Annotated in this window: 14 protein-coding genes; 10 read left to right on the forward strand and 4 right to left on the reverse strand. The window is 62.3% G+C overall.

What is annotated here, in order from left to right; translation table 11 throughout:
- The first annotated feature begins 88 nt into the window (after positions 1–88).
- The 6 genes from ACO550_RS00345 (at position 89) to ACO550_RS00370 (ending at position 4,464) form a co-directional block, all read left to right on the forward strand.
- Entirely contained in the window at positions 89–1,009 is a 921-nt protein-coding gene (locus tag ACO550_RS00345; RefSeq protein ID WP_315596926.1) for a branched-chain amino acid transaminase, read from the forward strand.
- 52 nt (positions 1,010–1,061) lie between these two features.
- Positions 1,062–1,256: a zinc-finger domain-containing protein gene (locus ACO550_RS00350; protein ID WP_029051276.1), complete on the forward strand. Its 195-nt coding sequence runs from the start codon at positions 1,062–1,064 to the stop codon at positions 1,254–1,256.
- A 116-nt stretch (positions 1,257–1,372) separates the two neighbouring features.
- Positions 1,373–2,395 (forward strand): lipopolysaccharide heptosyltransferase II, encoded by a 1,023-nt coding sequence (gene waaF, locus ACO550_RS00355; RefSeq protein WP_315596925.1) that lies wholly within the window; start codon positions 1,373–1,375, stop codon positions 2,393–2,395.
- A gap of 10 nt (positions 2,396–2,405) precedes the next feature.
- Positions 2,406–2,846, forward strand: coding sequence for a YybH family protein (locus tag ACO550_RS00360; RefSeq protein WP_315596924.1), 441 nt, complete (start codon positions 2,406–2,408; stop codon positions 2,844–2,846).
- A gap of 17 nt (positions 2,847–2,863) precedes the next feature.
- A complete protein-coding gene (locus ACO550_RS00365) occupies positions 2,864–3,880 on the forward strand; it encodes a hydrolase (protein ID WP_315596949.1) in 1,017 nt (338 codons plus the stop codon).
- Positions 3,881–3,894: 14 nt separating this feature from the next.
- The gene (locus tag ACO550_RS00370) at positions 3,895–4,464 is read left to right on the forward strand and encodes a DUF2946 family protein (protein ID WP_315596923.1); all 570 of its coding nucleotides are present in this window, start codon (positions 3,895–3,897) and stop codon (positions 4,462–4,464) included.
- A gap of 46 nt (positions 4,465–4,510) precedes the next feature.
- Here the strand turns inward: ACO550_RS00370 and ACO550_RS00375 are convergent, their stop codons facing one another.
- A complete protein-coding gene (locus ACO550_RS00375; protein ID WP_315596922.1) occupies positions 4,511–6,223 on the reverse strand; it encodes a beta-barrel assembly-enhancing protease in 1,713 nt (570 codons plus the stop codon).
- A gap of 182 nt (positions 6,224–6,405) precedes the next feature.
- Here ACO550_RS00375 and moaC point away from each other — a divergent pair, with 182 nt between their 5' ends.
- Positions 6,406–6,885 (forward strand): cyclic pyranopterin monophosphate synthase MoaC, encoded by a 480-nt coding sequence (gene moaC, locus ACO550_RS00380; protein ID WP_315596921.1) that lies wholly within the window; start codon positions 6,406–6,408, stop codon positions 6,883–6,885.
- A 250-nt stretch (positions 6,886–7,135) separates the two neighbouring features.
- Positions 7,136–7,735, forward strand: coding sequence for a TetR family transcriptional regulator (locus ACO550_RS00385; RefSeq protein WP_315596920.1), 600 nt, complete (start codon positions 7,136–7,138; stop codon positions 7,733–7,735).
- 203 nt (positions 7,736–7,938) lie between these two features.
- On the opposite strand, the gene ACO550_RS00390 is transcribed toward ACO550_RS00385, so the two are convergent.
- Positions 7,939–8,829, reverse strand: a complete 891-nt coding sequence (locus ACO550_RS00390) for an SDR family oxidoreductase (RefSeq protein WP_315596919.1) — start codon at positions 8,827–8,829, stop codon at positions 7,939–7,941.
- Positions 8,830–9,616: 787 nt separating this feature from the next.
- On the opposite strand from ACO550_RS00390, the gene ACO550_RS00395 reads away from it, so the two are divergent.
- Complete coding sequence (locus ACO550_RS00395; RefSeq protein ID WP_315596918.1) at positions 9,617–10,063, forward strand: hypothetical protein; 447 nt, start codon at positions 9,617–9,619, stop codon at positions 10,061–10,063.
- Positions 10,060–10,584 carry a hypothetical protein gene (locus ACO550_RS00400; protein WP_315596917.1) on the forward strand — a complete coding sequence of 175 codons (525 nt, stop codon included), beginning with the start codon at positions 10,060–10,062 and terminating at the stop codon, positions 10,582–10,584. The genes ACO550_RS00395 and ACO550_RS00400 overlap by 4 nt, the downstream gene beginning before the upstream one ends.
- 36 nt (positions 10,585–10,620) lie before the next feature.
- Here ACO550_RS00400 and ACO550_RS00405 read toward each other — a convergent pair whose 3' ends face one another.
- A complete protein-coding gene (locus tag ACO550_RS00405; RefSeq protein WP_315596916.1) occupies positions 10,621–12,435 on the reverse strand; it encodes a PglL family O-oligosaccharyltransferase in 1,815 nt (604 codons plus the stop codon).
- A 138-nt stretch (positions 12,436–12,573) separates the two neighbouring features.
- Positions 12,574–13,026: a pilin gene (locus ACO550_RS00410; RefSeq protein WP_485994159.1), complete on the reverse strand. Its 453-nt coding sequence runs from the start codon at positions 13,024–13,026 to the stop codon at positions 12,574–12,576.
- Positions 13,027–13,220 lie beyond the last annotated feature (194 nt).

A 13,220-nucleotide genomic window follows, 5' to 3' on the forward strand; every position in this document is an offset into this window, starting at 1 on the left:
CGGGCGTAAGCCGCACCGCGTTGGCACACAAGGCCCTGCGGCTTACAATGGCGCCTTTACGACTTCGTTGGTGCACAGGGAGACAACCATGTCGATGGCGGATCGCGACGGCAAGATCTGGATGGATGGCAAGCTCATTGAGTGGCGCGATGCCAAGATTCACGTGCTGACGCACACCCTGCACTACGGCATGGGCGTATTCGAAGGCGTGCGCGCCTACAAGACCCCGGAAGGCACCGCGATTTTCCGCCTGAAAGAGCACACGCGCCGGCTGTTCAATTCGGCCAAGATCTTCCAGATGGCCATGCCGTTCGATGAAGCCACGCTGGAAGCCGCGCAACGCGAAGTGGTGCGCGCCAATAAGCTGGAATCGTGCTACATCCGCCCGCTGGTCTGGATCGGCTCGGAAAAGCTCGGCGTCTCGGCCAAGGGCAACACGATCCATGTGGCCATTGCCGCGTGGCCGTGGGGCGCCTACCTGGGCGAGGAAGGCCTGGAGCGCGGCATCCGCGTGAAGACCTCGTCGTTCACGCGCCATCACGTCAATGTCTCGCTGGTGCGCGCCAAGGCCAGCGGCTACTACATCAACTCGATCCTGGCCAACCAGGAAGCCACCGGCCTGGGCTATGACGAGGCGCTGCTGCTCGATACCGACGGCTACGTGAGCGAAGGCTCGGGCGAAAACGTGTTCATCGTGCGCAATGGCGTGATCTACACGCCGGACCTGGCCTCGTGCCTGGACGGCATCACGCGCGACGCCACGCTGACGATTGCGCGCGACCTCGGCATCGAGGTGCGCGAAAAGCGCATCACGCGCGACGAGATGTACTGTGCCGACGAAGCATTCTTTACCGGCACGGCCGCCGAAGTGACGCCGATCCGGGAACTGGACGACCGCGTGATTGGCGAAGGCCGCCGCGGACCGGTGACCAAGCGCATCCAGGACGCGTTCTTCGCGGCCGTGGGTGGCACCGACGAGAAGTACAAGAAGTGGCTGACGCTGGTCTGATCCCGCGAACGCCCGCCAGCAATCTCATCCCTGCAAGAAAAAACGTAACACCATGACGCAAACCGCAACCGTCGTCGAAATCGGCGCAGAAGACATTCCGCTGCATTGCCCCACCGGCAACACGCCGGCCTGGAACTACCATCCCCGCGTCTTCCTGGACGTGGTGGATACCGGCGAAGTGAAATGCCCGTACTGCGGCACCGTGTACAAGCTCAAGCCGGGCACCGTGCTGAAGGGCCACCACTGAGCCGCGCGGGCCACATCACATCCTGCCGCTTCGACATGACGCCCCGGGCCGCCCAGCGCCCCGGGGCGTTGACATGCCCGGGCAACGCAAAATAGGGCCACGCAATACCCACTTTCATGAGAAAAGCCCTCGTTATCGCCCCCAACTGGATTGGCGACGCCCTGATGGCGCAGCCACTCTTCGCGCTGCTCAAGGCACGCCATCCGCGCCTGGTCATCGATGCCCTGGCACCCAAATGGGTTGCCCCGGTACTCGCGCGCATGCCCGAGATCAGCAAGGTGTTCCCGAGCGATCTCGCGCACGGCAAGCTGCAGCTGAGCGCGCGGCTGATGTTCGCGCAGCAGCTCAAGCATGAGGGCTACGACGTGGCCTATGTGCTGCCGAACTCGCTGAAATCGTCGCTGATCCCGTTCCTGGCCGGTATCCCGCTGCGCATCGGCTATCGCGGCGAAGCGCGCTTCGGCATGCTCAATATCCGCCACGCCAATCCGCCGCGCGACAATCGCCCGCCGATGGTGGAGCACTACGCGCGGCTGGCGCTCAAGCCCGGCGCCCGCCTGCCCGAGTCGATTCCCGATCCGCAGCTCAAGGTAGATCCGGTGCGCATGGCCGCCACGGCACAGCGGTTCGATATCGCCCCTGGCGCGCGCGTGATCGCGTTCTGCCCCGGTGCCGAATTTGGCCCGGCCAAGCGCTGGCCCGCCGCGCACTTCGCGGCACTGGCGCAGATGCTGCGCCGCTCGTATCCGTACGCGCAGATCGTGACGCTGGGTTCAGGCAAGGATGCGGAGATTGCCGCCGAGATCGTCAAGGACGCGCCGTTCGTGCGCAACCTGTGCGGCCAGACCTCGCTGGACGATGCCGTGGACCTGCTGGCGCTGTCCGAGGCCGCGGTCTGCAACGATTCCGGCCTGATGCACGTAACCGCCGCCCTGAACCGGCCCCAGGTGGCCGTCTACGGATCGAGCGACCCGCGCCACACCCCCCCGCTGTCACAGGCAGCGAGTATCATGTGGCTTCAACTCGAGTGCAGCCCTTGCTTCAAGCGCGAGTGCCCGCTCGGCCACCTGCGCTGCCTGAAGGAGATCGAACCCGAAATGGTGTTCGTCGAGTTGCGCAAACTCCTGCACCGTCCCTGATCACACCAACATGCCTCGTTTCGCCCGCCTGTTCGATTCCGCCGAAGACATCGTCGATGCCTTCCGTGAAGCCATGAAGTTGCGCGATGCCGATGGTGCGTTGCGCCTTTGGCTGGACGAAGATTCGGTCACCTGTGTGATGCCCGATGGCCAGCGCCTGATCGGCCATGAAAGCCTGCGCCAGGCCTTCGCCCGGCTGCTGGAAGAGCAGCCGGTGCTGATCGATGCCATCGAGACCAGCAGCCACGCCTCGCTCGGGGTGTCGATCTTCGACGTCACCGAGGCACTTCGCTTTGGCGAGGGCCGCGTGGAAGCCGACCTGTTCGTGCACACCACCTATGTGTTGATGCAGAACCACGAAGGCTGGCGCCTGGCCCATATCCACTGCAGCCCGGCCAATGCGGTGCAGGTGGCGGCCGTGGCCGCCGCACCCGGGCAGGCCCTGCACTGAAGGCTGCGCGCGTGTCCATGCTGTTCGGCGATACGTTCCACACGCCGTGGTGGCTGCGCGGCGGCCATGCCCAGACCATCCTGCCGGCGCGCTTCACACGCCATCAGCGCATTACGTTCCGGCGCGAACGCTGGGATACCCCTGACGGCGACTTCATCGACCTCGACTGGACCACGCACGCGGCCGCGCCCGGCACGCCGCTGGTGGTGATGTTCCATGGGCTCGAAGGCGATTCCGCCAGCCACTATGCGCAGACCCTGATGGTGGCGCTGCGCGCGCGCGGCTGGCAAGGCGTGGTCCCGCATTTCCGTGGTTGCTCGGGCGAGTTGAACCGCGCGCCGCGCTTCTATCATTCGGGCGATTCGGCCGAGATTCGCTGGGTGCTGCAGCGCCTGCGCGACCACGTGCATCGCGTTGAACCGGACCGGCCGATGCTGGCCGTCGGCATCTCGCTGGGCGGCAATGCACTGCTGCGCTACCTCGGCGAGGACGGCCACGCCGCCGGCTTCCTGGCCGCGGCCGCGTCCGTCTCGGCCCCGCTCGATCTCGCGGCGGGCGGGGCGGCACTGTCGAGCGGGTTCAACATGGTCTACACGCGCATGTTCCTGCAGACGCTCAAGCGCAAGTCGCTGTCCAAGCTCGACCAGTTTCCGGGCCTGTTCGATCGCGACACCATGCTGGCCAGCCGCGACCTGTATGCCTTCGACAATGTCGTCACGGCCCCGCTGCATGGCTTTCGCGATACCGACGACTACTGGGCACGCGCCTCCAGCAAGCCGATACTTGGCGAGATCCGCATTCCAACGCTGGTGCTGAATGCCCGCAACGATCCATTCCTGCCCGCCCGCCACCTGCCAGGGCTCGCCGATGTCAGCGACCACGTGCTGCTCGAGCAGCCGGCGCACGGCGGCCATGTGGGATTCATGACGCCACGCGGCGGCCTGCTGGGGCAACTGCCACTGCTGCCGGCGGCGGGCCATATCGAATGGCTGCCCGGGCGCATACTTGGCTTCTTCGACAGCGTCGGCAGATAAAGGAGACAGACACCATGGACGAGGTAGTCAAGCAAGCCATGTCCCGCTGGCCGAACGTGCCGAACTGCTTCGGCTGGCTGGCGCTGGACCGGCGCGGCCAATGGCGCATGCGCAATGAGTTTGCGCAACAGCACGGCCTGTCAGGCGACCCGATCCGCCACGAGGCACTGGTCGGTTTTATCGAACGCAACTACACGCACGACGGGCGTGGTGCCTGGTATTTCCAGAACGGGCCGCAGCGCGTGTTTGTTTCGCTGATGTATGCGCCGTGGATCGCGCGCCTGCACAACGGCGTGTTCACGACCTCGTCCGGACAGCCGTTCACCCCAGCATCATGCTTTGCCGATGAGCACGGCAACGTGCTGCTGGCCGGTGCCGTGGATGGTGTGCAAGGCGAGCAGGCCGCACTGCTGCACGACCATGATCTCGATACGTTCAGCGTAGCCTGCGACTGGCATGGCGACGCGTGTGGCGCCGTGCTTGGCGTGTTCCACTTCAACGGGCGCAATATCGATATCGAGCCGATCGTCGAGGCCGAGGTGCCGAAGCGCTTCGGCTTCGTGCGCACACCGGTGGCCGAGTAGGCCCCTGCCCTCTTCCGCACGCGGGCCAGGGGAGCAAGCCAACGCCTCAGTTCGGCATGCCCTTGTTGTCCTGCCGGTCTTCCTTGTACTGCAGCTGCAACTGGTGCAGCCGCGCGTCGACTTCCGACAGCGTATAGAAATCGCCATCACCGGCCTTGCGCGCGATCTGCAATTGTTCGATGGCCGCCTGGTACGACCCGTCCATTGCATATTTCTCGGCCAGCGCCTGGTGTTGCTGCAGGCGTTTGCCCTGCGCCGCATAAGCGCGCGCCAGCAATTCCCACCATTCGGAGCGGCCTGGCTCCTCACGCGTGCGCGAACGCAGGAACGACACCGCGTCAGGTAGCCGGTTCGCAGCCACCAGCGTATCGGCATAGGCCAGGGCCGCCGCATGCGACAGCGGGAACGCCTTCAGCGTGGCCGCTGCCTGGGTCTGTGCATCCTGCATCCGGCCTTCGCTGCGCGCGAGCTCGATCGCCATCACGTCGAGCATCGGCGTGCCCGAGGTTGCTCCGGGGATCGTGCCGTAGAGCCGCCGTGCCTCGGACAATGCCTTCTCGGCATCGGCAAATCGGCCGAGTTTCTGGTTGGCGAATGCCATGCCGTAGTAGATCGCGGGCAACCGCACCGGCGACGCATTGGCAAGCTGGGCCTGGAACGACGACAGCGCATTGCGCAGGTCATTGGGCGACGGTTCCTGCAGCACACGGGCGCGCACGCGTGCGAACTCGTAGTCGGGCGTATTGCCAACCTTGCGCGCGGCCACGTGGCGCACGCGATCCTGCATGTCGGCGATACGCTCCGACGTCAACGGGTGCGTACGTACATAGGCGGGCACCGAGTTGTCCGAGATCCCCATCACGCGTTGCAGGCGCTGGAAGAAGTCGGGCATGCCCTGTGGGTCGAAACCGGCCGCGGTCATGATCTGGAAACCCACGCGGTCGGCCTCGCGTTCAGCGCCGCGCGAAAACGACAACTGGTTGGCGATTGCCGCGCCCTGCCCGCCCATCGCCAGCGCGGCGGCCGCATCGCCGCTCTTGGTGGCAGCCAGGCCGGCCAGCACCATCGACGCCAGCGCGATCCACATCGACTGGTCCTGGCTGGTGATGCCCCGCGCAATATGCCGCTGCATCACGTGGCCAATTTCGTGGCCCAGCACCGAGGCCAGTTCGGATTCGGTGTCCGATTGCACCAGCAGGCCCGTATGCACGCCGATATAGCCGCCTGGCATCGCGAACGCGTTGATCGACCGGTCCCGCACGCCAAACAGTTCAAACCCCGTGGCAAACGTGCCTGAGCCGTTGGACCCTGCAATGTTCTGGCGACGGGCAGCCTGCACGAGCCGATAGCCAAGCGCGTTCAGGTAGTCGTTCAGCAACGCATCGGATACATAGTCCGGATCGCGCCGGATGCTGCGCATGATGCGGTCGCCCAGGCGCTTTTCCATATCGGGCGACAGCGCTGCCGTGGACGGATCGCCAAGGTCAGGCAACTGGATGCCGGCGCTTTCGACCACCGTGTTACCGCTGCGCAAGCCGAAGTCGGACTTCTGTCCGGCCCGCACGCTGCGGTTCAGGTTGTCGTAGACCTGGTCACTGACATCGCCAGTCAGTCCGGGGGTGGACAGCACCGCCGAAGTCTGCGTCTGCGTCTGGGCCGGTGCCGGCCTGGCCGGTGACCCTGCCTGCGGCCACACCGGCGCAGCCATCGTCATGACGAGCACGGCCGCCAGCACGCGCGTCAGATGTGACGCACGCATGACAGGCTCGGCAGAGTCGGTAGCGCGGGAGCTCGACCGGTCGGGCAGGCGGCGAGGCCATGATGTCTTGGGCATGTTGCTATGATAGCGGCCTCCGGATGGCGTTCCCATCGGGCAAGCCCCAGCGTGGCTTGCCGCCATCGTCTGCCCGCCTGGCGGGCCCGTTACCTTCTCTTGCGCCCATGAGCCAGCTCACCCATTTCGATACCGCCGGACAGGCCCATATGGTCGACGTCGGCAACAAGGCCAGCACCCATCGCGTTGCCATAGCCACCGGCACCATCACCATGGAGCCGGCAACCTTTGCGCTGGTACGCGACGGCAATGCCAAGAAAGGCGACGTACTCGGCATCGCGCGCGTGGCCGCCATCATGGCCACCAAGCGCACCTCGGACCTGATTCCGCTGTGCCACCCAATCGGCCTGACCAAGGTGGCGGTGGATTTTGCGCTCGACGAACCGAGTTCGACGATTGCCTGCGTGGTGCGCACCGAAACCCACGGCCAGACCGGCGTGGAAATGGAGGCGCTGACCGGCGTGCAAGTCGCCCTGTTGACCATCTATGACATGTGCAAGGCCGTGGACCGGGGCATGGTGATGGGCAATGTGAAGTTGCTGGAGAAGCATGGCGGGAAGTCGGGGGATTGGGTGGCTAACCCTTAATTCACAAGGGTTTCCAGACAATCACTGTTGGGCGCACTGTGCAGCCCCTGCTGGACTGGTAGCCGGCATCGTCGAACACGTCGGCACCCTTGCCATGCACCAACGCATGACCACTTTTACTTGTTCTGGGTCAGTTAGGTTGTGCTGCACAGGCCATGTCGCGGCTTGTCTGTCGCTCCATCTGGTGTCAATCGCATTTACGCGGTAACCTCCTTTGCGGTATCAAAAAGTAAAATAGCGGCAGATCGGCATGAACGCAAAATCTGTAAAAAAATTACCAAAGATGATGAGGCGTGAGCAGTTGATTTCAACTGCTCTCGAAATTATTCGTGAAGAGGGGACCGATGTTCTTACATTGGGCTACTTGGCTGAACGTGCAGGCGTCAGCAAGCCAGTAGCCTACGGACACTTTGGCACACGGTCTGGGTTACTTATTGCCTTATACCTCTCTATCGACCAAGCACAACTGACAGTATTTCTCGAATCACTTGCCAAGACTCCCAAGACAATAGAGGGAGTAGCGCACACATTGAGTTGCGCTTACGTTGAATGCTATCGATCATTTGGCCAAGAATGGCAATCTCTCTCTGCTGCCCTGAAGGCAGACGATGAGATGCAATCTTTTCTGCAAGAACAGCTCGACAACCATGTAAAGCTTATTTGCGAAACCTTGCGCCCATTTACGCGAATTCCGCAAAAAAAATTAAAAATACGTTGCCTGGGGATCGTTGGAGCGGCGGAAATGCTGGCCCGTGGAATGCTCCGTAACCAGTTTTCCGACTTAGAGGCAGCAACATCCCTTTGCTCTCTTATCGTTGCTTGGGTGATTGAAGCCCCCTCGAAAAGCTGAGCTAGTCGGGAGTAGAGAATTCCATGAAACGGAGTCTCTACGTGAAGAAATCGAAATTCAGTGAAAGCCAGATCGTCGGAATCTTGAAAGAGGTCGAACTGGGCGCCGATCTTGACTTGCTTTGCGCTTATGAGGGGGGCTTCTAAACTCGTGAAAGAAGCCGCCCCCTCAGATTTCAGTTAATACAATACATCGTGGACAGTTTAAAATAACTCGCGATTGAGGTGAATATATTCCCTCAATGACATCGGTTCACGTCCTAGCAGTTCCTTGGCTGTATTGGTTAGTGGTGCATTGTCCCACCCCTTCTGCTCATGTTGAAAGTAGGTAACCAAAGTGTCTCCGAACGGCCCCATCAACTCGTGGAGCTTATCAGGAGTATCGATCCACTTTACTTCCGCTCCAACTTCATCGCTCAACATTCTTGCGACATCATTAAACCGATACTTGTGGGCGCCGGTAATTACGTAATTCTGACCAGCATGTTGAGTGGGACCTTCGACAAGAATTTTGGCAAATATTTCAGCAACGTCTTGTTCAGCCAACCAAGACCTTGGCGCATCTGCATAAAATGGCATCCTCCGGTGTAGCTTTACATCTTCGGCAACCATCAAGGCCAGATTAAATCCAATCCAACTTACTACATTGACGTAGGTTACTGGAAGGCCGCTCGCGTCCAAGATGGGTTTAGCAACATAACTCAGTGCGCTACCTCCACGTGTTGCTAGCCACTCCTTAGTCATCTTGCTGATGCAGAAATCGGGATTAATTGCGATAAGGCGCACCAACAGTTCCAAGGAGGGGGTACTCCTCGCGGCAGCAACAATGGTCGGGGTGACAACTGTTTCATCAGTAAGGAAGTCAGGGACGTTAACCATCACCCGGTGCACTCCTTGGAATGCAGCCTTCAAACTGTCGACATCGTGCCAATCAGCTTGGACAACCTCGCATTGGGGGTATTGTTCCCTGAGCTTCGCAAGCCCCTCCGCTCTACTGCTGGTCAATCTCAATGAAATTTCTGCATTTTCGGATAAAAGCTTTGCGGCAATGCCAGCGATGTTTCCCGTCGCTCCTAGTATCAATACCTTTTTCACTTGTCCGTCCTCATGAAGTTACCAATCGTAACTTACTAAGAGTAGCATGTCTCCATGAAACTAACAAAGGTTGTTGCGCGTTGCGTAACGCCTCTTCAGACACTTCTGTGGACCGGTAGTACGCTGTCGCGCACGTTCAGCAAGGAGGCCATGCGATGGACACGTGGAAGTCCATGTCGGACACGCGTCTGGACAGCGGTTTGCCTGCCCGGAATGTGGGCGCGAACTGGGCGTCTAGCACGCCGACCGACGGTGGGCTTGCATCAGGACCTTGGAAGCCTGCAAGACTGGACTTTGCATGCCACCTTCGAGATCGAGGCTTGCGACGTACCATGCAGGGAGGTTTCTCGACACACTGAGGACCTTCCGACCATAAAGAACATCCTCCGGACTAAGCCTGCTCGCCACTTTGTTGTCCTTTACACCGCAGCCCACGACAGGGCATGGGACAAACGAAAAACGGATCGTGCACCCGCTGACATTGAAAAAAGGCGATGGCGGGCGCGGGAAAGTGGGGCCATGCTGGAACAGGATTGGGTGGCGCCGTAAGCTCCCGCAAACGTTCCTGCGTTTCGGATCGTCGCGCGCCGGTGGCGGCACCTGTACTTCACCTATGCCCCGGTTGTCCTGCCCGTAATAAAGGTAACGTCACATTTCCGATTCGCGCACGGCACCCCTGCCTGAGGCAAATTCGTATTCAATACGACGTAACAATGGCAACAACCGGTTGGGTAAGCGCGGCCGGGGGTTCAAGCGTTGGAACAGGCAGTAACTCGGGGTGAACATCATGAACGGGCGCAAGCTCTGCCAGATTGCTCTGGCGCTGGCCGCCGTGACGGCGGCGGGGTACAGCACAACCGTGCTGGCCCATGGGTATTACCACACCCGCGCACGTGTGGGCGTGGGCGTCTATGTGGGCCCGGGCTGGGGTCCCGGTTGGGGCCCTGGCTGGGGACCCGGCTGGTATCCGTATGGACCGTACTATGCGCCCGGCTACTATCCGGCACCTGCCGTGGTAGCCGTACCGCCGCCGGATCCGCCGCAGTACATCGAACAGGGCAGCGACGGCAATCCGGCCGCGACGGACGGGTCTTCGCCCAATGCATGGTGGTACCACTGCGCACAGCCGGAGGGCTACTACCCCTACATCAAGGAATGCCCCGGTGGCTGGCAGCGTGAACAGCCCCGCGCACCGTCGTCGTCCGTACCGGCCACGCCTGGAGTGACATCATGAGATTGCGTTCGCTGTTCCTGCTGATGGCGGCCTCGCTGGGCCTGGGCGCCTGCGCCGTAATGCCGTCGGGGCCGAGCGTGATGGCGCTGCCGGGCACCGGCAAGACCTTCGACCAGTTCCGTGGCGACGACTACAACTGCCGGCAGTTTGCGTTTGCGCAGGTTGGCGGCACGACGCCGCAACAGAACGCCAACGCGGCCGCGGTGGGTAGCGCGGCGGTCGGCACGGCGCTTGGTGCCGCGGCGGGTGCCGCGTTCGACGGCGGCGCGGGTGCGGCGGTCGGGGCCGGTGTCGGCCTGCTTACCGGCGCGGCGGTCGGCGCCGGCAATTCGTATAACGCGGGCTATGGCTCGCAACGCCAGTACGATGCCGCCTACGTCCAGTGCATGTACGCAAGCGGCAACCGTGTGCCCGTCTACGGCCAGATGATGGCATCGCCGGCACCGGCACGCGCAGCCGTGCCGCCGGCCAACTATCAGCCCTACTACCCGCCGCCTCCGCCGCCCGGCTACATGCGCTGACGAGCAGGACCGGTCTGTCACCGGTTCATGCAGCGATCACTCGCCAGTCGCGGCGCCTTCGTGGCCGCGGCCGGCGCGCATGCGGGCCCAGGCGCAGAATTCCCGCGGCCGGCGGTCAGCCGCCACGGCTTCGCAATCGCGCGCCAGCGCGTTGAACTGCGCTGGTTCGTCACCCTGGAAGTAGTAACGCAGGCGCTCCATCCATAGCTGCGCACGGGCCTGCTCGCCAGTCAGCGCGAGCAGCCAGGCACTGCGGCGGATCAGCGTCGGCGTGGGCAGCAAATGCAGCGCCGAAATATGTGCGGGCAGCAGCCCGGCGGCATTGTCAGGCGTGATTGCCGTGCGTTCGGTCACTTCGGAAGCCGCGTGCAGGCGGAACCAGAGTCGTGGCATCGGCAGGCTGTCGCGATGCTCGTCGCTGGCATATTCGCGCGCCTCGACACGCCGGTAGTCTTGCCACATGGTGGCCAGCAAGAACGCCGCCACGGCGACGGACACCAGGACGCCAAGCCTGACCACAGCACGCGGCCAGACCCTGCCGAACCCGGCCGGTTCGAGCAAGCCCAGCAGGAAGCAGAACGGCAGGAAGAAATACAGGTAGTGCAGCGGGTACTCGAGCATCGAGTGCGCACCCAGCATCGCCAGCCATGCCAGCGCCGGCATCGTCATGGCCCGCTCCTCCGCCGTTGCATGCCAGACCCGGGTGCGAACCACGCGCCAGAACCATGCAACCAGCACCAGCCCCACGCCCACTGTTCCCACTGCACCGGTCTTGGCCATCAGGTCGAGCACGGCATTGTGGGCATGCAGGGACATCTCCGCCACCACACGGACTTGCGACATTTCCTGGAACTGGGCCCAGCCAAATTCGCCGTAGCCCACGCCGAACAGCGGGTGCGCGCGGAACATGGCCAGCGCCTGGGCCCACAATGCGCCGCGTGGCGCCATCGGGCTGGCGGCCTGCAGCTGTGCAACGGTGTCGAACAGTCGCCAGTCGAATGCCCTGCCTGCGAACCGGATACCGGGCTGGAGCAGCAAGATCCCCGCGACCAGAATCACCGCCGCGGCAATCAGGCCTGGTGCCCGATGCATCGGGCTTGCCCCTCGCGGCGTGCCACGTGCCATGGCCGCCGCGATCAATGCGTAGATCGCGGCCAGCGCGATATAGACCAGCCCGGTTCTGGAACCCGACAACACGATGCCGCTTTCCAGCAGCAAGGTTGCGCCAAGCCAGCTCGGAAATTGCAACCAGCTACGTGTTGCCAGCCATACCGCCGCTACCAGTGCCAGCCCGTTGATGGTGGCCTGGTGGTTGGGCTGGTTCAGGTTGCCCCACAGCCGACGGTTGGTATCGTAAAAATACTCCGATACCAGCCCGAACATCTGGTCCTCCATGTGAAAGACCTGGACCCACTGCGCCAGCGTACCGAGCAGACCCGCCACCAGGAAGGCAATGGCAAGCGTATCGACGATGCTGGCGCGGCGCTCGACGGAACTCGACTGCGCGCTGTGCCATGCAGCGAGCATTACCGCCGCGCCGAGCATCAGCACGAGCTGTGTCGTCAACCGCGTGCCGGTGATATCGCTCATGCCCGTGGCGGCCTGCAGCACCGTAACCAGCAGCAGCCACGCCGGCAGCCCTATCACCCACGGCAATGCCTTCTTCGCGCGCACGCCTGCCGCACGGTCCTGTCCGAAAGACAGCACGGCGACAAGCATCACGCCAAGTATCGCGGCAGTCCATTCGCCATAGAAGGTAGCCAATGGCAGCGTGTGTTTCGAGACCAGCAACGGAATGGTGAAAGCGGCGACGAGCATCGTCGCCGGAAGCGTGGCTTTCTGTGCCGGCATGCGGACAATTCTGGGGGCAAAACGCCAATGATAGCTTGGCGGGCGGTCAATGAATCCGCGTATGCCAGAAATCGACCGCCAGGCAGGTTCACATCATGCCTTGTTGTCACCGCCCCCACCGGCGCCACCCCCACTGTCTTAGTCCTCGTCAGCACTGCACGACTGCGGCACGTAGCGATCCAGTGCGGTTGATGAGCAATTCCATTTAATGGGGCCCTTGTCGATATGCCTCATGGTTACCGTAACAATCTTGCCCTCAAGCCCCTTGGAAATACCCTTCGGCCGGAAGCTTGCAATCATCGCGCAGGATGGCGACGGATCCGGATCCTTTCCTCCGGTCGACGCGGCAGCGACGACAATCTCCACTTTCTCCACATACCTGCCCGAGATGTCTACTGCCATCGGAATGCCACCGACCGACTGTCCCGTGTTGAGCGGGCACTCGCCCTTCTCCGAATAATATTCAGCCAGCGGCGCCTTTTGCCCGGTAGTAAGGCTCAGCGCTTCCGTGAACTGCGCCCGCGCCACGTAATCCTGGTATTGCGGGATGGCAATTGCCGCCAATACGCCAACGATTGCCACCACGATCATCAGCTCGATCAACGTGAAGCCACCACGCCGCAACCGGGTGTAGCTGGTGCCCTTCGTCAATGTGGTCGATGTCGTCCATTTCGCGTCTCTAGTGCATCCAGTGCATCTCGCGTTTCGCATGTTTGTGTCCCCTGATGAATCGAATGAAGTTGTAGTGCACTGCATTGCCGGATGGCGTTTCGGGCCATCGGCTC

The organism is Cupriavidus sp., from assembly GCF_057315035.1.